This is a genomic window from Saccharopolyspora sp. NFXS83, assembly GCF_026241095.1.
Classification (GTDB): domain Bacteria; phylum Actinomycetota; class Actinomycetes; order Mycobacteriales; family Pseudonocardiaceae; genus Saccharopolyspora_C.
On record NZ_JAPFGB010000013.1, the window covers coordinates 39,590 to 66,319 of the forward strand.

Consider the following 26,730-nt stretch of genomic DNA (forward strand, 5'->3'; position numbering starts at 1 on the left):
GTCAGGATCAGCGCGGTGGGATGCCGATGATGCCGCCGATGATGCCGCCGGGCGCCGGTGGCGCCGGAGGTGGCGGCGGCGGTGGTGAGCGTTCGGATGCTTCCGGCCTGCTGGATGCGGGGAGCGAGCCGTGGGCGGGTTCCGGTCCGCCTGTGGGCGATCCGGAGGCCCCGTTCGGCGCGCCACCGGTCGACGTTCCTCCGGTGGGGCAGCCGCCGGTGACTCCGCCTGCGGAGAACTGGTCGCCTGGTCAGGACCAGCCGCAGTCGCCTGGTCAGGATCAGCGCGGTGGGATGCCGATGATGCCGCCGATGATGCCGCCGGGCGCCGGTGGCGCCGGAGGTGGCGGCAGCGAACGTTCCGATGCTTCGGGGCTGCTCGATGCCGGTAGCGAGCCCTGGGCGGGTTCCGGTCCTGCTGCGGGTGATCCGGAGGCCCCGTTCGGCGCGCCGCCGATCAGTGCCCCGCCGGTGGGGGAGGCCTCGCCGGTCGACGCGTTCGACGAGAACGAGCAGCAGGCACCGGGCCAGCAGGTGGGCGGTGGGATGCCGATGATGCCGCCGATGATGCCGCCGGGCGCCGGTGGCCTCGGCGGTGGCGGCAGCGAGCGTTCCGATGCTTCCGGGCTGCTCGATGCCGGGAGCGAGCCGTGGGCGAGCGCGGGCCCGCCGGCCGGTGAGCCGGAAGCTCCGTCCGTGCCGCTGCCTCCGGCCGAGGTGCCGTCCGCACCGCCCGCGCCGCAGCAGCGGGCCGATCCGCCCACGCCGGTGAGCGACACCGGCCAGGTGGCCGGTGGCGTGCCGGTGGTGCCGCTCGTGGTGCCGCCGCTCGGCGCTCTCGGCCCGAACCGGGAGCGCGAGCGGTCCGTGGAGCGGCCCGGTACCCACGAGCCGCTGCCGGACGATTCCGTCCCCGCCGACGCCGACGCCGACGTCCCCGCCGACGCCGGTGGCGGTGGCGGTGCCCCGGCCGCGCCGGTCGATCCCGCCGCGCACGAGGTCGAACCGTCCTCCGTCGAGGCCGGTGAGCCGGAATTGCCGCAGGACCACGTCCCGGTCGTGCGTCATGACGACGTGGCCAAGGACACCGGAGCGTGGGACAGCCCTGGCGGCCTGCCCTGGCTGCTCCCGTTCCCGGTGTCCAACGGGGCCGATCGGGATCGCGAGCGGCCCGCCCCGGACCACTCGCTGCGGGACACCACCCCGTGGGAAGCCGAGCAGACCCCTGGCGATTCGGGCTACGCGGCCTGGCGGCGCGCGAGCTTGGGCGGCGACCGGCGGGTCGCGGTGACGGAGGAGCGACCTCCGCGCTGCGGCGGGCCGGACTTCACCCCGGAGGAGCTGGCGGCCATGCGGGCCGAGGAACGAGCGGAAGCCGAACGGCAGGCGGAGGAGAAGGCCAAGGCGGAAGCCGAGGCGGACGCGGAGGAGGAGAAGGAGCGTTCCAGCTCAGACCTTCTCGTGAGGGATAACTCTGCCTGGGGTGGAGGTTCCGCCAAACCGCCGCCGGGGGCGCTGGGATGAGGTCGATGTCCGGAGCGGTCGACACGAACGAGGCAAACCCATGAGCACCGTCACGGTGAAGCGCCCGCCGCGCGCCGCGGGGCCGGAGATGCCCGAAGGCACGGTCGAGCTGCAGGAGCCTCCGGTCATGGAGGAACCGGCCGCGATGGACTTCCGATCGGTGGCCATGATCGTGCCGATGGGCATCGGCTCGATGGCGATGATCATGATGGTCTCGTCGCGGAGCAGCTCGCCCATGATGTACATCATGGGCGGCGGCATGGCGGTCGCGATGCTGGTCATGGTGCTGACCCAGCTCGGCCGCAACGCGGCCGAGCGCAAGCGCAAGATGGCTTCCGAGCGCCGCGACTTCTTGCGCTACATCGCGCAGTTGCGGGAGAAGGCCCGGGAGTCCGCGGACCAGCAGCGGCGGGCCGTGGTGTGGAGCAACCCGGCGCCGTCCTGGTTGTGGTCGATCGCCGCCGGTCCCCGGTTGTGGGAGCGGCGGGCCAACCAGGACGACTTCGGGCGGGCCCGGATCGGGCTGGGCACCCAGGCCGCGGCGGTGGAGTACACGGCACCGTCGACCAAGCCGATCGAGGACCTGGAACCGCTGGCGGCGGTCTCGCTCCGGCGGTTCCAGGAGGCCTACGGCACGGTGTCGGGGATTCCGATGTCGGTGGGGCTGCGCAGCTTCACCAGCGTGGAGTTCGCCGGTGCGCAAGAAGGCGTGGTCGGCTTGGTGCGGTCCCTGCTGGGCCAGCTGGTGACCTTCCACTCGCCGGACGAACTGCGGGTGGCGGTCCTGACGAGCGAGACCTGCCAACCCGAGTGGGACTGGGTCAAGTGGCTGCCGCACAACGCCCACCCCACCGCGCACGACGCGGCGGGTCCGCTGCGGCTGTTCGCCTGCGACCACGACGAGCTGCTGGACGTGCTCGGCGCGGACATCACCGACCGGCCCGACCACGATCCGAGCAGCCGCCCGGGCGTGGTCGAGCCCTTCGTGGTGGTGGTCGCGCACCAGACCGAGATCCCCGAGTCCTCGCGACTGCTCGACACCGGGTTGCGCAACGTCGTGCTGCTGGACCTGTCCGGGCGGATGCCCGGCGGGCCCAAGGTTCTCCGGCTGACCGTGGAGGACGACGAGGTGAGCTTCCCGGTGGGGGAGTCCACCGGCACGGCCCGGCGCGACCAGCTGAGCCTGATCCAGGCCGAGGCGCTGGCCAGGTCGATGGCGCCCAAGCGCACCAGCGGTTCGGTGGACGTGGTCGACCAGCCGTTGGAGAGCGACTTCGAACTGACCACGCTGCTGGGCATCCGCGATCCGCGCACGTTCGACGTGCCGGCGCAGTGGCGGCCCCGCGCCGCGCAGCGCTCGCGGTTGCAGGTGCCGATCGGGGTCACCACCGAGGGCGAGGTCGTCGAGCTGGACCTGAAGGAACCCGCCCAGGGCGGAATGGGCCCGCACGGCATGCTGATCGGCGCCACCGGCTCCGGCAAGAGCGAACTGCTGCGCACCCTGGTGGCCGGGCTCGCGGCGACGCATTCGTCGGAGATCCTCAACCTGGTGCTCGTCGACTTCAAGGGCGGCGCCACGTTCCTGGGCATGGACGAGCTGCCGCACACCTCGGCGGTGATCACCAACCTCGCCGATGAACTGCCGCTGGTCGACCGGATGCAGGACGCGCTCAACGGCGAGTTGGTGCGCCGCCAGGAACTGTTGCGCGCCAGCGGTTATTCCTCGTCGTTCGAGTACGAGAAGGCCAGGGCCGGAGGTGCCCAGCTGGTGCCGTTCCCGGACCTGCTGCTGGTGGTCGACGAGTTCAGCGAGCTGCTGGCCAGCAAGTCCGAGTTCATGGACCTGTTCGTCTCCATCGGGCGGCTCGGCCGCAGCCTCGGTGTGCACCTGCTGCTGGCTTCGCAGCGGCTGGACGAGGGCCGCATCCACCGCGTGGAGGGCCACCTGTCGTACCGGATCGCGCTGCGGACGTTCTCCTCGATGGAGTCGCGTGCCGTGATCGGCCAGGCCAAGGCCTACGAATTGCCGTCCGACCCGGGCAACGGCTACCTGAAGATCGACACCACCACGCTGGTGCGGTTCAAGGGCGCGTACGTCTCCGGGCCCTGCCCGGAGCGCGACGGCGCCGCTCCGGCCACCTCGGAAGAGCGGGCGTTCTCCGAGGTCGTCTCCTTCCGCACGCAGCCCTATCCGAGCCTGCACCAGATCCGGCAGCAGGAACAGCAGAGCGCACCGGATCCGGAGCCGAGCCCCGAAGAGGAGTCCGGTGAGGACGCCCCGTCGCTGATCGAGGTCCTCATCGGACGGTTGAAGGGTTCGGGGCCGCCCGCCCGCCAGATCTGGCTGCCGCCGCTGTCTGCCGCGCCGAGCCTGGACAGCCTGCTGCCCAGCGTGGTGCCGGACCCGACCCGCGGCATGACCGTCGAGCCCACCGGCAGCCGCAACCCGCTGCGGGTTCCGGTGGCCGTCGTCGACCGGCCCTACGAGCAGTCGCGGGACCTGATGACCGCGGACCTGTCCGGTTCGGAGGGTCACGTCGGCATCGCCGGCGCGCCGCAGACCGGCAAATCCACCCTGCTGCGGACCTTGGTGCTGGGGCTGGCGCTGCACAACACCCCGCGGGACGTCCAGTTCTACTGCATGGACTTCGGTGGCGGCGGCATCATGTCGCTGTCCGGACTGCCGCACGTGGGATCGGTCGCGACCCGGATGGAACGCGACCGGGTGGTGCGCACCATCGCCGAGCTGACCCAGCTGCTGGAGCGCCGGGAGTCCCTGTTCGCCGAGCACGGATTCGAGTCGATCTCGGCCTATCTGCGGGCCCGCGAGCGCGGGGAGGTCGACGATCCGCACGGGCACGTGTTCCTCGTCGTGGACGGCTGGTTCACGGTGAAGCAGGACTTCCAGGAACTGGAGACGAAGATCGGCGAGCTCGCCTCCCGCGGGTTGTCGTTCGGCATCCACCTGGTGCTGGCCGCGACCCGGTGGTCGGAGATCCGCACCTGGCTCCGGGACCTGCTGGGCACCAAGCTCGAACTGCGCCTCGGCGACTCGATGGAATCGGAGTTCGGTTCGCGCAAGGCCGCGACCGTGCCGAACCAGGCGGGCCGCGGGATCACCTCGGACGGTTACCACTTCCTCACCGCGCTGCCCCGGCTGGACGGGCGTTCCGACGTGGACGACCTCTCCGAGGCGACCAAGACGGTCACCGAGGAGGTGCGGGCGTTCTGGCCCGGAGACCCCGCCCCGCCGGTGCGGATGCTGCCGACCAGGCTGCCCGCGCGGCAGTTGCCCGCCCCGGAGCGGGAGTTCCGGATGTGCATCGGCCACGACGAGCAGCGGTTGCAGCCGGTGTGGCACGACTTCCACGCGCAGCCGCACCTGATGGTCTTCGGCGACGGCGCCACCGGCAAGACCAACCTGCTGCGCCTGGCGCTGCGCTCGATCCGGCAACGGTACGGCCCCGACGAAGCCAAGATCGTGCTCGGCGACGCGCGACGCGACCTCGACCAGGAGGTGCCCGCCGAGTACAACGTCGGCTTCGGGGTCAACTCCGAGGCGCTGCACGGGCTCGCGGAACAGACCGCCGCCTCGATGGTCAAGCGGGTGCCGGGCCAGGAGATCTCCTCGGAACGCATGCGCAAGCGGGACTGGTGGCAGGGCCCGGAACTGTTCCTGGTCGTCGACGACTACGAACTGCTCACCCGCGGCGGGATGGGCTCGGCGCTGGACCCGCTGCTCTCGATGATCCCGCAAGGTGTCCACATCGGACTCCACCTGGTGGTCGCCAGGAGCACTTCCGGTGCGATGCGGGCGATGATGGACCCGGTGCTGCGAAGGCTCTGGGAGCTCGGCACCCCCTCGCTGCTGCTCTCCTACCCCAAGGAAGAGGGCACGTTCATCGGAGAGGCGAAACCGCGCAAACTGCCTCCCGGCCGCGCCCAGCTGGTCACCCGGCGCGGCATCCAACTCATCCAGACCGGTCTGGTCGACGACGAATTCGCGACGGCCGCCCAGCCGACGAGCACGATCAGGAAGGAGAACCGATGACCAGCGCCAGGGCCGCGGAGCTGTGCAGGGTCACCGTGTTCGGCCCGGACGGCAAGGCCGATTTGGCGGTGCCCGTGTCGACCCCGGTGGCCGACCTGCTGCCGGTGCTGCTCAGCCACACCTGGCGGCAGCCCGCCGAGGACGCGCCGGGTTCCTGGGTGTTGCAGCGGCTCGGTGAGCCGCCGCTGGACCCGGACGGCACGCCGGAGGCGCTGGACTGGCTGGAAGGCGAGCAGCTGTACCTGCGCCCGGCCGCCGATCCGCTGCCGCAACTGGACTTCGACGATCTCGCGGACGGGATCGCCACCAGTGTCGAGCAGCATTCGGACCGGTGGCGGCCGGAGTTCGGCCCGCGCTTGTTCCAGGTGCTCTCGGGTGCGCTCATCGGCTTGCTCGCGATGGTCCTGCTCGGCGACGGGCCGACCGGACTGCACGCCGGCTTCGCCGCCGGATTGGCCCTGATCTTCACCGGTGGTGCGCTGCCGCTGGCCAAGAACCTCAAGGACGTCGCGCTGGCCCGGCTCATCGGCCTCGCCGGGTGCGGCTACGCGGGGATCGCCGGGCTGATCGCCGCCGACGGCGTCCCCGGCGGGGCGGTGCCGACGCCGCCGGGCCTCTTGGTGGGCACCTGGTGCGCGGCGTTCGCGGCCGTCGTCCTGCTGGTGCTGCACCGGTTCGGGGGCAGGGCCGTCCCGTTCGGCCCGTTCCTCGCGGTCCTGCTGCTGGCCGTGGTGGTCCACGGCGGGGTGTGGCTGGGACTGGGCTTCGGCCTGAGCCCGGGGCAGACGGCAGGTGTGCTCGCCGCCGTGGTGTTCGGGGTCGTGCTGTTCGCGCCCAAGGTGACCATCCGGGCCGCGTTCCTGCGCGGACCGCAACTCCCGCGCAACGCCACGGACCTCCAGCAGGACATCGATCCGGCCGGGGCCGAGGACGTGACCTCCCGCACCGGCCACGCCGACCGGTACCTCAGCGCCGCGATGGTCTGCGCCGCGGCCGTCCTCGTCGCGGCGTTCCCCCTGATCATGCTCGAAACCGGATGGGTGACCTGGGCGCTGGTGAGCGTGCTGTCCTGCTCGGTGCTGCTGCGTTCGCGGGCTCTGTTCAGCGTCTGGCAGCGAGTGCCGCTGGTGGCGGCGGGCGCGAGCGGGCTGGCCCTGGTGGCGCTGGACTTCGCGCGGGAGTTCTCCGCGGGCTGGCGCGCGGTCCTCGTGATCGGTCTGCTCCTGGTGCTGCTGGCGCTGGTGCTGGGGGCGCTGCGCCCGCTGCAGCGCCGGATGCTGCCGATCTGGGGCCACCTGGCGAACATCTTCGACACCTGCACGGCCATCGCGGTGCTCCCGCTGCTGTTCCAGCTGCTGGAGCTCTACGCGTGGGCGCGCGGATTGGCGGGGTGAGCGGTGCAGACCCAACGGGATCACGTCCACGCCTACCAGTTCCTGATGGGCAGGATGAGCTCGGCCCTGGTGCTCGCCGACCCGGCCAGCGCGGAGGTGCCGGCCAAGCGGGCCAAGACCGGGCTGATCGTCGGCGTGGTGCTGGCGCTGCTGATCGGCGTCGGCTTCGGCGTCTACGGGCTCTTCGTCCCCGGTGGCAGCAAGAAGTGGCAGGCCCAAGGCGCGATCGTGGTGGAGAAGGAGACCGGCGCCAGGTTCGTCAACGCGGGCGGCGTGCTGCACCCGACGCTGAACTACGCCTCGGCGAAGTTGTTGCAGGGCGCGGGATCCGAAGTGCAGATGATCTCGCAGGCGTCCCTCGTGGACGCTCCGCGCGGTGGTCCGATCGGCATTCCGGACGCACCGCAGACGCTTCCGCCGGTCGAGGACCTGGCCGGTTCGCACTGGCTGGCCTGCCTGCCGGGGGCGGAGACCGGAGCCGCACCCGGGCGGTTCAACCTCGACTTCGACCCGACGTCCTCCTCTCGGCAGATGTCCGCCGACCAGTACCTTCCCGTGCGCTCGGCCGACGGCACCGACTACCTGCTGTGGCAGGGGCGCAAGCATCGGATCGCCGACCCGTCGGTCCAGATCGCGCTGGGCATGGCCAACGCGCGTCCGCCGACGGCACCGGCGTGGTGGCTCGACGAGGTGCCCGCGGGGCCGGTGCTGGAGCCGGCCTCGATCGACGGCGCCGGCTCCGCCGGGCCGCCCGTCGGCGGTGCCCCGCGCCAGGTGGGGCAGCTGTTCGAGCAGCAGGCGGCCAACGGCGAGGTCCAGCGGTTCGTGCTCCGCGCGGACGGACTGGCACCGCTGAGCATGACCGAGTTCGCGCTGCTCGCGGCCCGGCCCGGAAATCCCGCGCCGGAACGGATCGGTGCCGCCGCGGTGGCCGCGGCGCCGCGCTCGGCCGACCGGTCGCTGTTCGACCGCATCCCCGATCTCAGCGGTGCGGGCTGGCGGAGCAGCGCTGACGCGCTCTGCCTGCGCCAGAACCCGGCCGGGACCCAGGTCCGCAGCCAGGTGGTGCTCGCCGCGCCCCGGCAGGCCGCGGCGCCCGGTGGCGCGGTCAACGTGCGGCCCGGAACCGGGCTGGTGGCCGGTGCGCTGCCGCTGCCCGCCGGGCAGCGGGTGCCGGACCGGTACCTCATCACCGACCAGGGCACCAAGCACCTGATGCCGGATGACGAGTCGATGCAGGCCCTCGGTTTCGGCAGCGCGCCGGTGCGCCCGATCGCGAACGAACTGCTCGCCGCCCTGCCGACCGGACCGGTGCTCAGCCGGGCCGCGATGGGCGTGAGCGAGAAGGGATGACCAGCTGATGCCCGCATTGCCTCCGCTGACCAGGCGTCGTCGTGATGAACCGAACATGCCGCTGACCAAGCACACCGTGGGCAACGCGCTCGTGGTGTGCGCGGAGCGGCGGATGACCACCGAAGCTCAGGAGATGGCCCTGGCGGTGGCTCCGGACGCCGAACACGAGATGGTGGTCGTCGACCTGCCCAGCGGGATGCCCATCTCGGCGTGGGACTCCGTGGCCGCGCTGCTGCCCAAGCGGCGCCGCGGGGTCCGGCTGGTGCTGGGCGGCCGGTCCCGGGAGGCCACCGCGCTGGCCGGGCAGTGGCTCTCGGAACGCCTCGGGCGCACCGTGGTGGCCCCGGACGGAGTGATCTTCCGGGGGACCGGCGGGACGCTGTTCGTGCACGCCGGGAAGGGCAGCGGCTGGGTCCGGTTCCGGCCGGGGAAGGCACCCGAGTGGGAGGCCAAGCGGTTCCCGCGGCCCCTGTGGGACTCCAGCCTGGTCGAGGCTTGGCCCACCAGCGCGGTCGGCGTCGCCGAACCGGTCCCCGGCGGGGTGTGGATCCACCCCGCGGTCCGGGACGCCGCCTTCAGCGGTCACTGGGAGCGGCTGGCGAGCGGGATGCCGTGCCAGCAGGAGGTGCTCACCGTGGTGCTGGGCTGTCCTGGTGCGCCCGCGCTCTCGCTCGACGACGTGGTGCGTTTCTGGCGGCGACTGGACACCTCGGTGCGCGACCGGGTCCGCTTCGTGCAGTACGGCCCGGTGCACCTGCCCGAAGGCGACTCGCTGGGCCAGGCGCTCGCGGACCTCCTGCAGACCCGGGTCGCCTGCTACACCGGCATGCCGGTGGGTTCCCCGAACGCGCCGGAGATCTACACGATGTGCGCGGACGGCACGTTGGGCTGGCACGCCTTCGCCCGCGAGATCGGCTACGTGCCCCGAGGGCACGCGGCGCACGGGGAAGCCCCGGCACTGCTGAGCCACCGGATCCCGTTCGAGGGCTTGGAGCAGCTCTCTCCGGCGGTGTACTGGTACACCCCGGACGCGGTCGTGGAGGTCGTGCAGTCGGGCCTGTGGGTGCGCCCGCCGCAGGACGCGCAGAACGCGGTCGCGGTGCGCGCCGCGCCGGTCGACCCCGAGCTCAACGTCCTGGCTTTCGACGCGACGGACGAGCGGCTGGCGGCCCGCATGCGGCTGCTCGCCGAGGACGTGCTGGCCCGGCTTGACCCGGCCACCCGGGTTCGGTGCCGGGTGGTGGCCGCCTCGGAGCTGGGACGCGGCGTCGCGCGCGTCACCGGAGCGGCCCGCGGTGAACTGGGCACCGGGCCGGGGCACGCGTCCGCGCTGAGCCCCGCCTCGGCGGAGGCCGCCACGGAGTTCCTCTCCCCGGTCGCCGGTGCGCAGCCACCCGCGGTGAGCTCGCCGCCGCCCCCGGCCGGTTTCCCGCCGATCTCGGTGCCCGCACCCGACTTCGCGGCGGCATCGGCCATGACGAGCCGATCCGGTACCGCGCTCGGGCCGGTTCCGGCGGGCGGGCACGTCCCTGGCCCCCTCCCTGGACCCGTCCCCGGGCCCCTCCCCGGGTCCGTCCCCGGACCCGGACTCGAGTCCCGTGCACCCGGGGAGGTCGCTTCCGCCTCCGGCGCCTCGGCACCCGCTCCGGGCCCGGTCCCCGACCTCGCTCCCGTCGCGTCGCCGCCTCCCGCTCCTGCCCCGGACCCGGTCCCCGCTGCCGACGCCGCCGCGGAGTCCGGTGCGCGGCCTGCCCCCGCCCCCGTCCTCGGCTCACCGGCCGGGGCGGCGTCCTCCGGCGCCGAACCGGTCTCGGCGATGCCGCTCCGGCTGGAGAGCTCACCGACTCCTGAGGTCGGCGAACCGCCGGAGGTGCCGGACGCCCCGGAGCCCGCCGCCACGACCGAGGGACCGGAACCCGCGCCGGAACCGGCGCCGGAAACCTCGCCTCCCGACGCGAACCGGTCGGCGCCGCCCGCCGAACCCCGTCCGCAACCGGTGCCGGAAGCCAACGCGTCGGCGCTGCTGCCTGCCCAGGGCATCACCGAGGAGCGCACGTGGTTGCGCCGGACGCTCAGCCGCGAGTTCGACGCCATGGCCCATTCGGTTTCCCGGATCCTCTCGGAGCACCCCGGTTTCCAAGGCGACCCCCGTTCGTCGGCCGATGTGCTCACCGACACCGTCGCCGTGCGCCTCTACCTGACCGCGCGGGGCGAGGCGATCGACGGTTCGCTGCGGGCCGCCGAGAACGGGCCGCACGTCCCCTTCGCGCGGTGCGTGGTCTCCGGGCTGAGCAAGCTGCCCTCGCACCGGGGTGCCACCGTGTTCAGCGCGACGCCGTCCTCGGCGCAGTGGGAGCTCTACCGGCAGCGCCGTCTGGTCACCGAGTGGGGCTTCACCCACGCGCTGACCGAGCCCAGCGCGGACCAGGTCGGTGAGATCGACGTGCTGGTGTGGTCGATGACCGCCCGGCGCACGAAGCTGCTCGAACTCGACGACGCCGACCGGGCGGACAACCGCGTGGTGTTCGTCCCCGGCACCAGCTTCAAGATCCTCGAGGTCGTCGAGCCCGCTGAGGACGGGACCAGGGGACGGGTCCTGCTGCGCGAGCTGGCGAGCTCCGAAGTGGACGAACAGGGCCGGGTGGCCGAGCGCGCCTCGCTGGACGAGTTGGCGAGCACCTCGCTGCGGCGGTGCGTCGAGCGGTGGGCGAGCGCCCGTCCCAGTGGCGCGGTCGGCGAGTCGGCGCGCGGCCGGTTCGGCGCACTACCGGGACTGGTGTAGCGATGCCGGTCCCGGACCCGCTTCGCACGGCGGGGCGACCGCACCGGTCGCCTCGTCCCGAGGTCCGCGCCTGATGGCCCCGGCCGCACGCGGCGCCGGGGCCGCCCTCGCGAGCCGACCGCTGAGAACCCGCGGCGGTACCGGCAGCGGGGACGGCGGCCCGGCGGCATGCGGTGAAAACGGCACAGCGGGTTCGAGCACGGGTTGTCAGAGAGGGGAAGGTCGATGAACCGCGAACTTCTGGTGGTGGGAGCAGATCGACCGGGCGCGTTCCCCTCGATCGGCGCCGCGCTCGCGGCGGCCCACGACGGAGCCACGATCAGCATCCGGCCCGGCAGGTACCAGGAGAACCTGGTCATCGACCGGATGGTCAACCTGACCGCCGAGGACGGCGAAGGCACCGTCGAGGTGCACGCCGCCGAGAACAGCGCACTGGTCGTCGACACCGAGGGCGCCCAGCTGCGCGGACTGGTGCTGGTCTGCGACGACGGCCGCTACCCGGCGGTCGACGTGCGGCGCGGCGAGGTCGCGCTGGACGGCTGCCGCATCGCCGGCTCGTCGTGGTCGGCCCTGCTGACCAGGGGGACCGGCTCGGTGGCCGCTCGCGGTTGCCTGCTGACCAGCACCGGCGGCGCGGGCATCGTGATCACCTCTTCGGTCGCCAGCACGGTGGAGGACAGCGAGGTCGTCGACGTGGCCTCCTCGGCCGTGGTGGTCGGGGAGGACGGCGCGTTGACGCTGCGCCGGTTCGTCGTGCGGCGTCCGGGCGGCAACGGGATCTGCGTCAACGGACGCGGCCGGTGCCTGCTCGAAGGGGGCACGATCACCGAGGCCGCCAAGCCCGCGCTCGTCGTCGAGCAGCAGGGCACCCTCAAGGCCACTGAACTCGACGTGCGCGACGGGGTGAACGTCGACCTCTACCTGACCGGCGGGAACTCGGTGGAGATCTCGGACTCCAGGTTCTCCGGGGCCGCGGCCCAGGCCGCGTACATCACCGAGGCCGCACGGCCGCTGCTGCGCGGGTGCACGTTCTCCGCCGCCCGGTGCGGGGTGCAGGTGACCGGGCGAGCCGCTCCCCGGCTGCTCGAGTGCGTCGTCGAGGACTCCCGGCTGGGAATCGTCGTGGAGGGCGAAGCCGCTCCCCGGTTCGACAAGACCTCGGTGCGCGGAACGACCGACGCGATCGCGCGGCTGTCCTCCTCGGCCGGCTGCCACTTCGCCGCGTTCCGGGCCACCGCGGACTCGGGTTCCGGCGTGCTGCTCACGGGCACCGGTGAGGTCGTCGTCGACAACGCTTCGATCGAGACCGGTACTTCCGCCGCGGTGGAGCTGGCCGAGTCCGCGCGGGTCGCGATCACCGACACGCGCATCACCACGGGCACCGAAGCCGCGGTCGTGCTCACCGGTGGCCGGGCGAAGCTGACCTCGGCCCTGCTGCGCGGCGGCGGCCTGCGCGTCGGGGGCGCCGAGGTGTCGATGAGCGACAGCGAGATCGTCGAGGCGCTCGCCGACGGCGTGCTGATCACCGACAGCGGTTCGGTGCACGCGGGCAGCTGCCGCATCCGCTCGGCGGGAGGGCACGGCGTGCACGTGGCCGCCGGGGGCGGCGCGCGGCTGGACGAGTGCGAGGTGCTCGACAGCGCGGGCGACGGCGCGCACCTGGAGACCGCGGAGGCGGTCTCCCTGCACCGGTGCGTGGTCAAGGGCAGCGGCGGGGTCGCGGTCCGGCGTCCGGAGGACGACGGCCGGATCACCGTGCAGGGCCTGGTGACGGACGGCGCGACCGGTTCGTCCCAGTCGCCTCGCGGCACCAGGAACGAGGCCGACCGCCCCGCGCCCGAACCAGAGGAGCCCGAGGCCGGCGACTCGCTGCTCGGGGCCAGTGGCGCCGAGCTGAACGGACCGCTGTCCGAGCTCGACTCGCTGATCGGCCTGCAGGGCGTCAAGCAGGAGGTCCGCGGTCTGATCAACCTGATCCGGATGTCGCAGGTCCGCCAGGAGAAGGGCCTGCCGATGCCGCCGATCAGCAGGCACCTCGTGTTCGCCGGTCCGCCCGGCACCGGCAAGACCACCGTGGCCCGGCTCTACGGCGCGGTCCTCGCCGAACTGGGCATCCTGTCCAAGGGCCACATGATCGAAGCGGCCCGCGCCGACCTCGTCGGCCAGTACATCGGCTCGACCGCGATCAAGACCACCGAGCTGGTGAACCAGGCCATCGGCGGCGTGCTGTTCATCGACGAGGCGTACACCCTCAACGCCCAGAGCGGTGGTGTCGGTCCGGACTTCGGCCAAGAGGCCATCGACGCGCTGATGAAGATGATGGAGGACCACCGCGACGAGCTGGTGGTCATCGTCGCCGGCTATTCCGAGCTGATGCAGGGGTTCCTGGAGTCCAACCCCGGTGTGGCCTCCCGGTTCACCCGGACCATCGAGTTCCCGAACTACAGCGTCGAGGAACTGGTGACCATCGCGAGCAACCTGTGCCGCAAGCACTACTACGAGCTCACCGACGACGCGATCGACGAGCTGACCAACTACTTCACCCGCGTCCCGAAGGGGGATACCTTCGGCAACGGCCGTGTGGCGCGCAAGCTCTTCGAGGAGATGATCAGCCTCCAGGCTTCGCGGCTCGCCCAGCGCCCACCGGCCCGGGATTCCGACCTGAGCAGGCTGACCGCCGCGGACATCGCCCCGCAGACCGCGATGCTGGAGCAGCTCCCGTCCCAGTCGACGGGCGGCCCGGACGCCGCCGACGACCCTCGTTCGGCCTTGCAGGCCACCCGTACCTGGCGGCGGATCTCCGAGCTCAGCGGGATGGACGAGTCCCGGCAGGCGGTCGGTTCGGCGCTGGTCTCGCTGTGCGAGCGCAAGAACAGCCGCCGGGCGGTCGGGCAGCACGGCAACGCGGTCCTGGTCGGGCGGCGCGGTAGTGGCCGGTCCGAACTCGCCCGGCTCTACGCGCAGGGGCTCTCCGAACTGGGGCTGGTCCCCGTCGGCCAACTGGCGCGGGCCGCGCTGGCCGCGGACTTGCGTCCGCAGTGGCCCGGCCAGGCGGAAAGCCTGGTGGAGAAGGCGTTCCAGGACGCCTCGGGCGGAGTTCTGGTGGTCGACGCCGATGCGGCCGGGGAAGCCCAGCCGGAGGAGGCGGAGGCGCTGCAGGCCGCGCTGCGCGAGCACACCGCCGACCTCGTGGTGGTGCTCACCGGCACCCGAGCGGGACTGGACGCGTTGATCGCGCGGGCGCCGAAGCTGCTGGAGCACTTCGGCCGGCGGTGGGAGATCGGCCCCTACTCCACCGCCGAACTGGCGGCGATCGCGGTCCGGTACTTGCGCGAACGCGGCCACGAGGTGCCGGAGGAGGTGTGCGCGGCGGTCCGCGAGCACTTCGCGGACTCGGGGGACCTGACCGTGCACGGCGCGCACCAGTTCTCCCGGTACCTGGCCCGGACGGCCGCATCGCGCACGCTCACCCTCGCCGACCTGTCCGGGCTGCGCCAGCAGGCCGATCCGGTGCGCGGCGGGCTGGCGTCGGTGGGGTGAACCGGAGACGTCGGGGCAGACCGGGTGCCCGGTGTTCCCCGACTCGGTCTCCGCTCTTCGGAGGCCGGGAACGCATCGGGTTCAGTGAAAACAATCGTCTTCAGGAGGTCGTCGTGTCCGGACCGGATCGTCGCAGCGTCGAGATGCTGCAAGAGGAGTTCGAGCGCCAGCGTTCCCAGGTCGGTGAGATGCAGCAGCGGCTGCGCGAGCTGTCGGCGACCGTGGTGTCCCCCCGGCGGGAAGTGTCGGTGACCGTGGGCAGCCAGGGCGTTCTCCAGGACCTGCACTTCCCCACCAGCACCTACCGCAAGCTGCCCAAGAACGAGCTGGCCGAGCTGATCACCGACACGATCGCCGCGGCTCGGGAGAAGGCCCTCGACCAGACCGCCGCTGTGATCGCCCCGTCGTTGCCGGAGGGCCTCGACCCCAAGGCCATGCTGAAGGGCGACATCGACGTCGCGTCCATGCCCCAGCCCGAGCTGCCCCCGATGGTCGCCGAGATGCAGAAGCGCCGTGCAGCTCTGCTGGAGGAGCACGGGAGATGAGCGACTCGTTCTGGGTGGACCCCGAGCGGCTGGGCCGCAGCGGTGACGGTTACGCCGACGCGAAGAGCCGGCTGGACAACGTCGCCAACAAAGCAGGCGACATCTCGCTGCGGTACTCCGACCGCTTCGGCAACGACGAGGAGGGCCAGAAGTTCCGCGACTCGTTCGACAAGGGGATGCAGACCTACACCGGCGGAGTCCTCGGCATCAGCGGAAAAATGGATGCCATCAGCATGGGGCTGCGGCAGAACGGTGAGATGTACGGGGGTTCCCGGGACAGCGCCGACGATCTGACCTACAACCTCATGAGCGAAACGGATCATGGCGGGCAGCCCACGCCGGGACAGCCGCCCTCGGACTCCTTCGGGCCGCCGTCGTCCCGGTTCTCCAAGAGTGTGAAGCCGGACGACCCGGAAGGTGAGGTCACGGATCCGGAGGGTGACGGTGTGGCGCCGTTGTCCCAGGCTCGGATGTGGATGCCGAAATCCGAGGCCGTGTCACCGGAAGAGGGGTCCGGTGGGCGAGACGGGGTCGGTGGTGGGTCCGAGTTCGATTCGGCCGGTGACCCGAACCCTGGTCGGCTCTCCAACATCATCGGCGAGGAGGTGAATCCGGGATCGGAGGGTGGGTCTTGGGAGAACGCCAATGCCGGGAAGGTGCCGGAAGGTGATGTCTCGGATCCGGGGGGTGACGGTGTGATGCCGTTTTCTCCGGCTCGGATGTGGATGCCGAGAAGCGAGTCCGTGTCACTGGAAGAGGGGTCCGGTGGGCGGGAAGGTGTTGGTGGTGGGTCCGAGTTCGGTTCGGCGGGTGAGCCGAATCGTGGTGAGCTCCCCAACATCATCGACCAGAAGGTGAATCCGGGATCGCAGGGTGTGGGGTCTTGGGAGAACGCCAATGCCGGGAAGATGCCGGAAGGTCAGGTCACGGATCCGGGGGATGACGGTGTGATGCCGTTGTCCCAGGCTCGGATGTGGATGCCGAGGACCGAGGGTGTGTCGCCGGAGGAGGGCTCCGGCGAGGGTGTTGGTGGTGGGTCCGAGTTCGGTTCGGCGGGTGAGCCGAATCGTGGTCAACCCCCCAACTACTAGAGCATCCCGGTCCGTTCGCCCGACACGATCACCTTTCCCGCCGATCGGAAGTCCGAGCAGGTGGTCGCGGGGCGGTTCGCCGCCGGCAGGCGGCACGGTCCGGGTGCGGCAGGGGCCGCACCCCGCAGGGCGGCATGCGGGCACTCGTGGTTCAGGAGCCGCCCTGGGGCGAGAAGCGCCCCGACGGACGGGCTGAACGCGCGGTTCGGCAAAGCGGTCGGGTCGGCAACCGGACCGCCCGGAAGTGAGTGGCGCGCCGAGCACCGGGACGTTCGGGCGGTTGGTGATGGTTTCCCCGGTCGGGGTCGCGGGCTCGGCCCCTGGCGCCCGCGACCGGGGGAAGTTGTGTTCTCAGCAGTAGTCGCTGTTCCTTCGGAGGGATGTTGAGCAATGGACGCCGATGACTTCTTCGCGACGTTGCTCATCGGTATCAACCCGCCGGACGTCGATGCGCCGTCCATGTATTCCATGAGCAGTGAGCTCAGGTCGAACGCGGACGGGTACCAGCAGGAGGCCGCCGATCTCCACGCGCTTTCCGCGGGGGCGTTGGACAGCGTTGAAGGCGAGACCGCTCAGGCCTTCTACCAGTACACCAGGGACCTGACCGCTCCGGTGGACCAGCAGGTGGCGGCGATGTACTACACCGCCGACATGGCTGACGAGTTCGGGGTGAACGCCGAAGAGGCCTGGTACGAGGTGTACCTCGTCGGGGCGCAGCTGGCCGCGGAACTCGCCTTTTACGCGGCCCTGGGGGTCACCGCCGCCTGGATCCCCGCCCGAATCCTGCTCGGGCGCAAGATGCTGCAGGAAATCCTCGATTTCCACAAGGTTTTCTCGAACACCGCCGCCAATTACGTGAATGCCGCATGGCAGGCGTTGGAGGAGGCTGCTGAGGAGGTAATTCAAACCCTCTTCCCCCAGGGCGTCACGATTTTGCAGGGTAAGAAAGACCGCGTAGAAACCGATCCGCTCTTAGTCGCCGCCGCAGCGGGTGGGGCCGCTTCGTTCATGCACAGCGGTATGCATTGGCTCGCCGGGCTGAACAAGCACACGAGGGATTTCGTCAACACGCCGCTGGGTTCCGGCGTTCTCGGTGCCCTTTCGGAGCTTCCGGTCGATGTGGCCACCACGCTCATCATGGGCGGTAGCCTCAGTTCGCTGTGGGGCACCGCCACGTCGAGCATCGTCCAGGGCGCGAGCTCGAAGTTCGGCAACGATTGGTCGCACGAGAAGACGGAAGAACAACTCAACCGACACCAGGACAACGGTGGCGGCGATGGGTCGCCGGATCTCAACACCGTGGTGGACGTTCCCGACAAGCCGTTGCCCCAGGACCGGGGCGACGGTGATCAGGAACCCTCGGAGAAGCCGCCGCCGGGTTCGGTCAAATCGGAGGACCCGTCGCCGCAGCCTGCTCCGGAGAAGTCCGCCGGACCGCCCCCGGCCTACACCCCGGCTCCGGTTCACTCGCCCGGGAAGCCGGGGACGTCGCCGCAGGGCCACTCGCCGGGGAAGTCGGAGACGCCGCCGCCCGCCTATTCCCCGTCCACGGAGAAGGCGCCGGGCAAGGGCCAGCCTCCGGCCGCAGGGCAGTCGCCGGTGGGCGGGCAGGAACCGCCCCCGGCCTACACGCCGAAACCCGAGCAGGCGCCCGTGGCGGGGCAGGCGCCTCCTCCGGCCTACACCCCGGCTCCGCAGCAGTCGCCCGGCCAGGTGGAGCCGCCTCCGGCGTACGCCCCGCAAGGTGGGCAGGTGCCGGTGGGCGGACAGACCCCGCCTGCGGCGGACGCCCCGCAGGGTGGGCAGGTGCCGGTGGGTGGACAGACGCCGCCTGCGGCGGACGCCCCGCAGGGTGGGCAGGTGCCGGTGGGTGGACAGACGCCGCCTGCGGCGGACGCCCCGCAGGGTGGGCAGGTGCCGGTGGGCGGGCAGACGCCGCCTGCGGCGTTCGACTCGCCGGGCGGCCAGGAGCAGATCGGTGGGCAGACGCCGCCGGTCGATCCCGCGCAGCGCCCGTCCGAGCAGGGCGTTCCCGTTGCCGGAGAGGGCACTGGGAAGGACCACTCCCCGGTCGACGCGCCACGGCAGGAGAGCGGGCAGGGCCAGAGTGGCGCGACGCCGCACGACTCCGAGGCGCCACCGCTCGGCGTGCCGGGCCGCTCGCCGGGCGAACAGCAGGTTCCCCAGCAGGAGGTCGGCACACCGCCCCGAGGCGATGCGGATCCGTCGCGGCAGCCGGGTGCCGAGTCCCCGCCGATCGGTTCCCAGCAGCCGCCCGCCGGTTCCCAGCCGCCCGCCGCTACCCACCAGCCGGTCGGCGGTTCGCACCAGCCGGTCGGCACCGCGCCGCAGCAGGGCACCGGCCCGGACGGCGGGTTGCTCGGGTTCAACACCGTCGTGCCGCAGTCCCAGGGGGACGTGCCCGGCGAGCAGCAGCTCGCGCCGCAGGGCCAGCCCGTGCAGGGGACCGGCCCGGACTCGGGGGCCCGGCCGAGCTCGGTGGATCCGGACGTCGCCCGGCAGGAGCCGGGCCAGTCGAACCCGGACCAGCGTCCGGTGGAACAGCCGGTTCGCGACCTGGAGCAGGATGCTCCGCAGCGCACCGAGTCCGATCAGCGGAACGAGCAGCCCGGTGCGCGGAGCCCGGTGGCGGAGCAGCAGGACTCCGGCCGACAGGACATGACCAGCCCGGCGATGCCTCCGGGCAGCCGTGGCGAGACGACCACCACCACGTCGGCTGCCCACCGGGATGCCGCGTCGGCACCGGCGAACAGCGCGACCCGTGGCGGACCGGGCACCCGGCGCCAGGATGTGGCCAGGGGCGATTCGACGCAGGAGCAGGAGCAGGAGCAGGAGCAGGAGCAGGCGAGCGAATCGTCGCTCGCGGAGAACTCCGGTCCGGACCTGACCTTGGAGCGGGAGGCACCGCACGAGCGCACCGATCCGCTGTCGGTCCCGGCTCCGGAGCAGTCCGTCGCCGAGCCCCCGCGCAATGACCACGAATCGTCGGGAGACCGCCAGGCGGTCCGGCGTGGCGACGTGGGTTCCACGATCGGCGGCGCTCAGCAGCCGCTCCGCGAGCCCGCAAGAGAGAACGACGGCGACGTCGATTCGGCAAGGGCCCCGCAACAGCCTGCTCATCCCGCCCCCGTGAAGAACGATCCGGCCGATGTGACGCGCAATCCGGTGCAACAAGCCGATGCAGCGCGGCGTGGTGACCGAGGTGAGCCTGGGCCGGACGATTCCGTGGGATTTTTGGTGGGAGGTAGTTCGCGGCGTTCGGGTGACCGGGTCTCTGGATCGAGGTCCGGTGCCGGTAGTTCTCGGCGTGACAGGAGTTCCCGATCGACTCCCGGTGTGACGGTTGTTGACGGGCAAAGTTTCGCGAATGATCCCGGCGGCCAGCAGGATTTCCTGGACAAATATTTCCCCTGGGTCCCCCGGGTGAATATGTACAAGTACTATAAAGGCGAAGCCGGACATAAAACGAATTGCTTCACGTCAACGATCAGCGGGCTGAATTCGGATGCTTTCCCGCGGCGTGCGGCGAAGGGTGAATTCGAAGCCAGGTCCAGTGGTTTGGTGAGCATGCCGAAGGCTGCCTATAAAACTGGGCTGACTTTTGTGAAGTACAGCAACGCCGATAGTTTCAACAGGTTCGCGGCGAGTGAGCCTGATGGCGAGCGGTTTGCTATTCTTTCCCCGAACAGGGGATCCCTCGATAATGATGGGCATTCCTGGTCGGCGCACAGAATCCCCACGATGCTGGTGCATATCGACTCGCAGCGTGGCGAGTTGCCGGGAATTTCGGGGTCGTCTCCGATCTGGGCTGCGCGCGCCCCTCGTGCTGAGTTGCCGCAAGTGGGAGATCGTGATCTCGACCCGCAGCGGGACCTTGGTTATCGTTGGGCTGAATCCGGCCCTTACCCGGAGGGTACCACTTACCATCCGAATGGCACTATCCGTTTCCCGGATGGCACCATCCTTCCTCCGGACGGCACCATTCACTATCCGGATGGCGGCGTTCAGCATGCGGATGGCTCCTTTAGTCATCCGGATGGCGCCATTTCTCATGTGGATGGTTCTTTCACTCATCCGGATGGAACCATTAATTATTCGGATGGCACTATTTGGTATGCGAATGGCGCCGTCCAGCGTCCGGATGGGACCATTGAATATCCGGATGGGACTATTCGGCATGCGGATGGAACCGTTTCTTATCCGAATCGCGCCGGCTCCGACTCGATGGGAACCCGTTACGGTCTGATCCCGAGTGATCCCCCGGAGGCGTCCGAGGCGAACCGAACGCCCGAGGGCGACCTGACGGGACGAGCGCCGGCTTCGTTGGTCGCGGACCTGAATCGAGACGGCGTCGTCATCGCGGTGGCCGATGCCCGAAGCTTCGGTCATCAGGCCGCGGCGACCACGTTGGCGAAGTCGTTGCAAGGGCTCGGCGTGCGCGGCGAGATCACGCTCGTGGGGGATTCCGAGCCGATCGCGAAAGTTCGCCGGCTCATCGGGGATGACGATGGCTTGCGGGTGGTCGAGCTCGGTTCGCCGGAGTGGCGCGGTGCCGGTGATCGCGTTGTGCTGAGCGCCGCGGACGACACCATCGGCCCGGACAATGTCGAGGACGCTGCGGCATTCCTCGACCGTTTCGAGGCGAACGAAGCGATCGTGCTCAAGCCCTACCGCTGGGACGAGAGCACTCGCGTGCACCTGTCGCGGCCCGGTCCGGACGCGGATCCCGCGATCGTCAATCTCGACGAGCGGATCAATCCGGAAGCCATGTACCGGTTCGAGGTGCCGCGCATCGACGATCCCGCCGAGCTCAAGCGCTTCATCGGCGAGCACATGCGGGGTGATCAGCGAGTCGCGGGTTTGAACGCGGTGGTGGACGCGGTGACCGGGCCTGCGCGGGCGGACCTGATGCCGATCTACGGCATGGTGAAGGTGGACCCGTTCGTGCGTCCCAGCATGTCCGCGCACTTGGCGGAGGCGATTCACGCGTCGAACTCGGGCCGCCCTTCGATCATGCTGGAGATCACCGATTCGCAGGTCGAGTACGTGCCCCGGCACCAGGCCCCGTGGTTGACCTACGCCGACGTGGCCGACGGCGATGTGCGCGACGTGGTCGACGCGCTGGGGCCGAACGATGTGCTCGTCCTGAGCACCGGTGGTTTGCCGCAGGACGTGTTCTGGCAGGTATTCCAGCTCGGTGACCTACCGGCGGTGGTCGAGGGTGCGAACGTCACGAACCTCGCGGCCCTCGTCGGTCGGCCGTACCTGTCGCTGTACGACCAGAGCACCCCCTATCCCCGGCATGATCCTGATACGGCCGACAGGTTGAGTTCGGTCACCCACAGCCTGGCCGGTGGCACGGACTGGATCGCTGCCGCCACTGGGCAGGAGAACGCGCGCAGTACGGCCGACTTCCTCGGCGAGGACAACGACCTGATCTGGGCGATGAACGCGGACACGGCCTTGGAGTCGCTGGGGACGCTCCGCGAGTACGTCGAGGAGAACCCGGACGACTCGGGCATGACCGTCGGCGACCTCGGCCACATGCTCGGACTCCTGCACGGGCGCGGAGCAGAGGTCACCGAGGCGCTCGGTGGCGGGCGCGAGGCCGGGATGGTCGGCCGGATGGTGGACACCCCGGTGGAGACGCGGTGGATGTTCCGGAACGCGGAGCTCCCGATGCCGTTGACCGCGGACGGCCTGGACCGGGTCATGGGAGCGTTGCGCGACGAACGAGCGCGGGTCGGTGAACGGCTGCGGAGCTTGGCGCCGAACGCGCCCAGGCCGGAGAACGTCCAGCCCATCGCCGATGCGGTGCGTGAGTTCAGGAACCCCGATTCCCCACTGGGGCGTTACGTCGAGCAAGCCCACCGCAATGCGCATGATCCCGCCAACGACCAGGTCCTGCAGGCACTGCACTACCGCGCAGCCTCGGAGCGCACTGGTGCGCTGTCGATCTCGGCTCCGGAACAGTCCTCCGCTGAGACTTCGCGCAACGACCACGAAATGCCGGGAGATCGCACGGCGGTCGTTTCCCCGATCGGTGGCGCTCAGCAGCCGCTCCGCGAGCCCGTCAGCGAGAACGACGGCGACGTCGATCAGGCAAGGCACCCCCGGCAGTCTGGTGTTCACCCCGCCTACGGGGACAGCGATCCGGCCGATGCGACTCGCAATACGATGCAGCAAGCTGATTCAGCGCGGCACGGTGTCCAAGGCGAACGTGGGTCGGACAATCCTGCCGGATGGTTGGTCGGCAGTAGTTCGCGGAGTTCGGGCAACCGGGGGTCCGGATCGAGGTCCGGCGCGAGTAGTTCTCGGCGTAACAGGAGTTCGAGATCGGCTCCCAGCGTTACGGTCGTTACCGCGGCATCTTTTGCTGACGATCCTGCCGGTAGAAACGTTTTCTTGCATGGCTATTTCCCCTGGGTCTTCGGGGTGAATAGCAGCAATTATCACAACAACGTTCGTGGATATCGAACGAATTGTGTGCCGGCGACGATCGCTGGACTGAATGCGGAAATTTTTCCGCAGCGGGCCGCGGAGGGTGAATTCCAGGCTAGGCCGGATGGATGGGTGAGCTTGGGGCAAATCTCTCATCGAACTCGGCTGAATTTCGTGAAGTTTAATAGTGCTGATAGTCTTCGCAGGTTCGCGGCGGGCGATCCTGAAGGTAGTCGTTTTTTGGTCATCGGTTTTGGCCCGGGTCTGGCGCATGCCTGGTCGGTTCATAGGAATCCTGGTTTTCTGACGCATCTCGATTCGCAGCAGGGTGACCTGAGGGAGAGTGTTTCGTGGGCGAATCAGATTTGGGCTGCGCGTGTTCCTCGTCGGGAGTTGCCGCAGGTGTCAAGTTCGGATCCAGACCCCACGGATCCCGGGGACAATTGGGCTGACGTTGGCCCTTATCCTGAGGGTACCGTTTACTATCCGAATCATACTCATCGTCTCCCTGACGGCAGGGTTCTTGTTCCGGACGGCACCATTCATTTTCCGAATGGCGACATTTCTTATTCGGATGGTACCATTGTTTATTCGGATGGCGCCATTTCTCGCCCGGATGGGTCCTGCACTTATCCGGATGGTACCATTGTTTATTCGGATGGTACCTTTGTTTATTCGGACGGTTCTGTCTCGCATCCGGATGGGACTGTTCGTTATCGGGACTACGGGACGAATTCGTACGGCGCTCGGTACGGCGGTGCCGCGCCGGTGGATCCGTCGCAGGTGCCCGCGGAATCGTCGCAGGCCGACGCGGCTCGCACGAGAGCCCTGCTCGACCAGATCAACGACGATCTGGCCCAAGCCCCGCCGAACACCACCGGACGGCCGAGGGTCATCTCCCGGGAAACCTTCGCGGACGATCCGGCTCGGCGGGACCGGTTCGTGCGGAGGTATTTCCCCGCGGAGTTGCGGGTGAACCGGGACAACTTCGAGCGCAACGTCCCCGGACACCGGACGAATTGCGGACCGGCCTCGATCAACACGCTGAATTCGAGGAACTTCCCGCATCGTGCGAGGCGGGGTGAGTTCCGTACCAGGCCGAGCGCTCCGGTGAACCAGGGCTTGCTCGCGGGGCTCGCGGGGTTGCGATTCGACGAGGCCCAGGGTTATGCGCACATCGAGGACTACCTCACGCGGCAGCTGCACTCCCCCCACGGGTTGGTCTTCCAGGAGCGGGCGGATGTCGGGCACTTCATCACGGCGCACGACCTGCACGGCTGGGTCGCGTACTTCGACGGGCAGGCCGGCGATCTGGGGGCCACGAGCACGCCTTCGACGGGGGTCCGGTTCGCGCCGGCGCCGACCGACCGGGTGATGGCGCCTACCCACATGCCGGTGGAGCAGGGCGCGCAGGGACAGAACGCGGGCGGATCTGTCGAGCGCAACTCGCGTCGGTCCGCTCCGGGGAGATCGGGTGCCCGGACGATTCCCACGTTGCGGACCGATACGGCGCGGATCAGGCCGGAGCGTGATCCGGATGCGGTGCGCGATAGCGAGCGGCAGCGCCGCCTGCCGGATTCGGTAGAGGAAGACGTGACGGAAGCCCCGCGGATTCTCGCGCGGGCGCTCGAGACGGAACCGCCGCGTGAGACCGGGATGGAGCAGGATCTCCGTGATCCGGCTCCGCCGTACGAGATGCCGGAGGGGCACGTCCAGGCGCCTCCCCTGTACGAGCCCGGAGCCGCGCCTCCCGCTTACGACGACGTCGTGCGCGGGGACTCCTCGCGCGGCGAGCGACGGGACCGGTCCGGCCGCGGCGACGGCCCCGCCGATTCGCGGCAGCCCACCGGCCGGGGCGGCACGGCCGGTCCGGCGCGGGGCAGGCCGCCCCTGCACGAGGCCACGGCGGACTCGGTCACCCGGGACGACCGGGGCGGCGCGGAGTCGGTTGAGGTGCCGATTGAGCCCGGTGACCACAGTGAACGTGGGCTGTCGGGCGTGGTGTCGGCGGAGACGTACGCCGACGATCCCGTCGCCGGCGCGGATTTCCTGCGGGACAACGTGCCGAACCTGGGCCTGGTGAACCTGCCGAACTACCTCAACGGTGTTCCGGGCGCCGACACGAACTGCGCGGTGGCCGCGGTGCAGGGGGTGAACGCGGACAACCACCCGGAGCGGGCCGGTGAGTTCACGGCGGCGCCGAGCGGGCCGATCTACCGGCAGCAGGTGGAGGCCGAGACGGGGCTGGAGTTCTCCTGGCAGCCGGACGGTTATGCGGGCGTGAGGGAGTACGTCAAGGGCTTGCCGGAGGGTTCGCAAGCCGTGGTGCACCGGGACCAGGGCGATGGTGATGGCCATTTCTTCCGGGTCAAGAACATCGACGGCCGGCCGGTGTTCCCGGACGACCAGATCGGGTGGTTCGCGGATCTCAGCACGAATCCGCTGGAGGTGTGGATCGCCCCGGTGACGTCGAAAAAGGTGCTGCACCTGTCGCCGGCTCCGCTGGAGGCCGCGGACGAACCCGCGCCCTCCGGACCCACCGGCCGAGGCGCGGGGCTGTTCAGCCGCCGCAAGCCGCGGCCCGCGTTCAGGGCCGAGGATTCGCGGGGGCGCTCGTTCGAATTCCGGCGCAAGGACGTCGAACGGGAGACCTTGCGCACCGGTGGCGATTACCCGGTGGGGATCTCCCTGGAGCCCGATTCGGACAGGGCGAAGCGGGTCAAGAGGTGGGCGAAGAACGCGGGCCATATCCGCGTGCTGCGGACGGTTCCCGGGCAGCCCACTCGTGCCGCGGCGGCCTATCGGGGCAGCGAGGTGGAGGTGTTCTCCGGCGAGCCCGTCGTGCTGCCGATCGGCAACGCCCGAGGGATGTTCGAGCTTCCGATCGAGCGTGGAAGCGGCGTCAAGAGCGCCCGGGTGAGCGCCGGCACCGTTGCGGAATACCTGGCCAAGAGCGACAGGTTCCTAAAACTGCTGGACGAGTCGCGGGACTCGGGCGGCAGGCCCGAGCTGCTGCTGCTGACCGATACACCGGAGAACGACAAGCTCGTCGCGGACTTCACCCGGCGGTTGGCGCAACTCGGGCACAACGTCGACGTGTTCGTCGGCAGCGACCGGTCCTCGCTGCTGCCCGATGGTGGATTCGCGGTGGCGGAGAACCGGGGCCTGGTGCGCTTCCGGGTGCGCAGGCGAGTGGAGACCGAGACCGTGGGCAGCTTCCTCCCCCGGACGGTCCGCAAGACCCGATACGTGGTCGAGAAGACCACGCTCGCCTCCACCCGGTACTCGGCGCAAGAACTCGCGGAGATCGAGCGCGGAGGCGCCCCCCGGCCCGCACCGGCTGGCCGTGCTGACGGGAATCCCGACGGGCGGCCGGATTCGCACGAGTCCGAGAACATCGACGACGACCACAAGGCCGAGGTCGGCCCGGACTTCGCCGTGGAGTCGGACGTCGACGACGACGTGTCCTCGGACCCCGGCTCCGACGCCGATCCCGACTCTGATTCCGACGCCGAGGAAGTGCCTGGCGCGAGCAGGCCGGGGGCGCGGGCCGAAGGAAGTTCGAAACAGCGACCGGAAACCCGCCCTGAACCGGGGCCGAGCTCCCGGCCGCAGCAGCAATCCGAGCCGAAGCCGGAGTCGAAACCGGAGGCGAAACCGGAGGCGGAACAGCCCAAGCCCGAGCGGTCTGAGGTGGGTTCGGGTTCGGGTGACATGTATCGCGAGTTGGGCGTTGAGCGGGGTGCGCCGGTCTATCGGTTGGAGCGTGCGCTGGCGGGTCTGCGGTATTCGGGGCGGATAAAGCCGGAGCGGGCTAATGAGATCGAGCGTGCTGTGGCGGAGTTGAGGTCTGCTGCGCAGGCTCAGTCCGCGGCCGAGGCGAGCTCTGGTGCACGTCCCGAGTCCCGGCCGCAGCGGAAGGCGGAGCCGTCGAGGTACGACCCGAAGCCGCAGCCGTCGGTGGACCCGAAGGGGAAGGGGAAGGCGGA

Annotated in this window: 7 protein-coding genes and 2 pseudogenes; all 9 read left to right on the forward strand. The window is 70.3% G+C overall.

Translation table 11 applies throughout. From position 1 onward, the window contains the following. Positions 1-1,523, forward strand: a pseudogene (locus tag OOZ19_RS16025) (hypothetical protein); the annotation flags it as partial. A gap of 40 nt (positions 1,524-1,563) precedes the next feature. Next, on the forward strand, positions 1,564-5,574 hold the full coding sequence (eccCa, locus tag OOZ19_RS16030) for a type VII secretion protein EccCa (RefSeq protein WP_266090909.1): 4,011 nt from the start codon (positions 1,564-1,566) through the stop codon (positions 5,572-5,574). Next, positions 5,571-6,968, forward strand: a complete 1,398-nt coding sequence (gene eccD / locus OOZ19_RS16035; protein ID WP_266090910.1) for a type VII secretion integral membrane protein EccD — start codon at positions 5,571-5,573, stop codon at positions 6,966-6,968. The genes eccCa and eccD overlap by 4 nt, the downstream gene beginning before the upstream one ends. Before the next feature lie 3 nt (positions 6,969-6,971). Next, the gene (gene eccB / locus OOZ19_RS16040) at positions 6,972-8,321 is read left to right on the forward strand and encodes a type VII secretion protein EccB (protein WP_266090911.1); all 1,350 of its coding nucleotides are present in this window, start codon (positions 6,972-6,974) and stop codon (positions 8,319-8,321) included. Positions 8,322-8,328: 7 nt separating this feature from the next. After that, positions 8,329-11,103: a hypothetical protein gene (locus OOZ19_RS16045; RefSeq protein ID WP_266090912.1), complete on the forward strand. Its 2,775-nt coding sequence runs from the start codon at positions 8,329-8,331 to the stop codon at positions 11,101-11,103. Between the two features lie 225 nt (positions 11,104-11,328). Continuing rightward, positions 11,329-14,643: a right-handed parallel beta-helix repeat-containing protein gene (locus OOZ19_RS16050; RefSeq protein WP_266090913.1), complete on the forward strand. Its 3,315-nt coding sequence runs from the start codon at positions 11,329-11,331 to the stop codon at positions 14,641-14,643. Between the two features lie 113 nt (positions 14,644-14,756). Beyond that, on the forward strand, positions 14,757-15,188 hold the full coding sequence (locus OOZ19_RS16055; RefSeq protein ID WP_266090914.1) for a YbaB/EbfC family nucleoid-associated protein: 432 nt from the start codon (positions 14,757-14,759) through the stop codon (positions 15,186-15,188). Beyond that, positions 15,185-16,279: a hypothetical protein gene (locus OOZ19_RS16060; protein ID WP_266090915.1), complete on the forward strand. Its 1,095-nt coding sequence runs from the start codon at positions 15,185-15,187 to the stop codon at positions 16,277-16,279. Before OOZ19_RS16055 ends, OOZ19_RS16060 begins: the two co-directional genes overlap by 4 nt. Before the next feature lie 390 nt (positions 16,280-16,669). After that, positions 16,670-26,730, forward strand: a pseudogene (locus OOZ19_RS16065) (hypothetical protein); the annotation flags it as partial.

Bases quoted from the DNA above. Each gene is read 5' to 3' on its own strand.
- eccD (WP_266090910.1), top strand. From the start codon at position 5,571: ATGACCAGCGCCAGGGCCGCGGAGCTGTGCAGGGTCACCGTGTTCGGC.
- OOZ19_RS16060 (WP_266090915.1), top strand. From the start codon at position 15,185: ATGAGCGACTCGTTCTGGGTGGACCCCGAGCGGCTGGGCCGCAGCGGT.
- OOZ19_RS16045 (WP_266090912.1), top strand. From the start codon at position 8,329: ATGCCCGCATTGCCTCCGCTGACCAGGCGTCGTCGTGATGAACCGAAC.
- OOZ19_RS16050 (WP_266090913.1), top strand. From the start codon at position 11,329: ATGAACCGCGAACTTCTGGTGGTGGGAGCAGATCGACCGGGCGCGTTC.
- eccCa (WP_266090909.1), top strand. From the start codon at position 1,564: ATGAGCACCGTCACGGTGAAGCGCCCGCCGCGCGCCGCGGGGCCGGAG.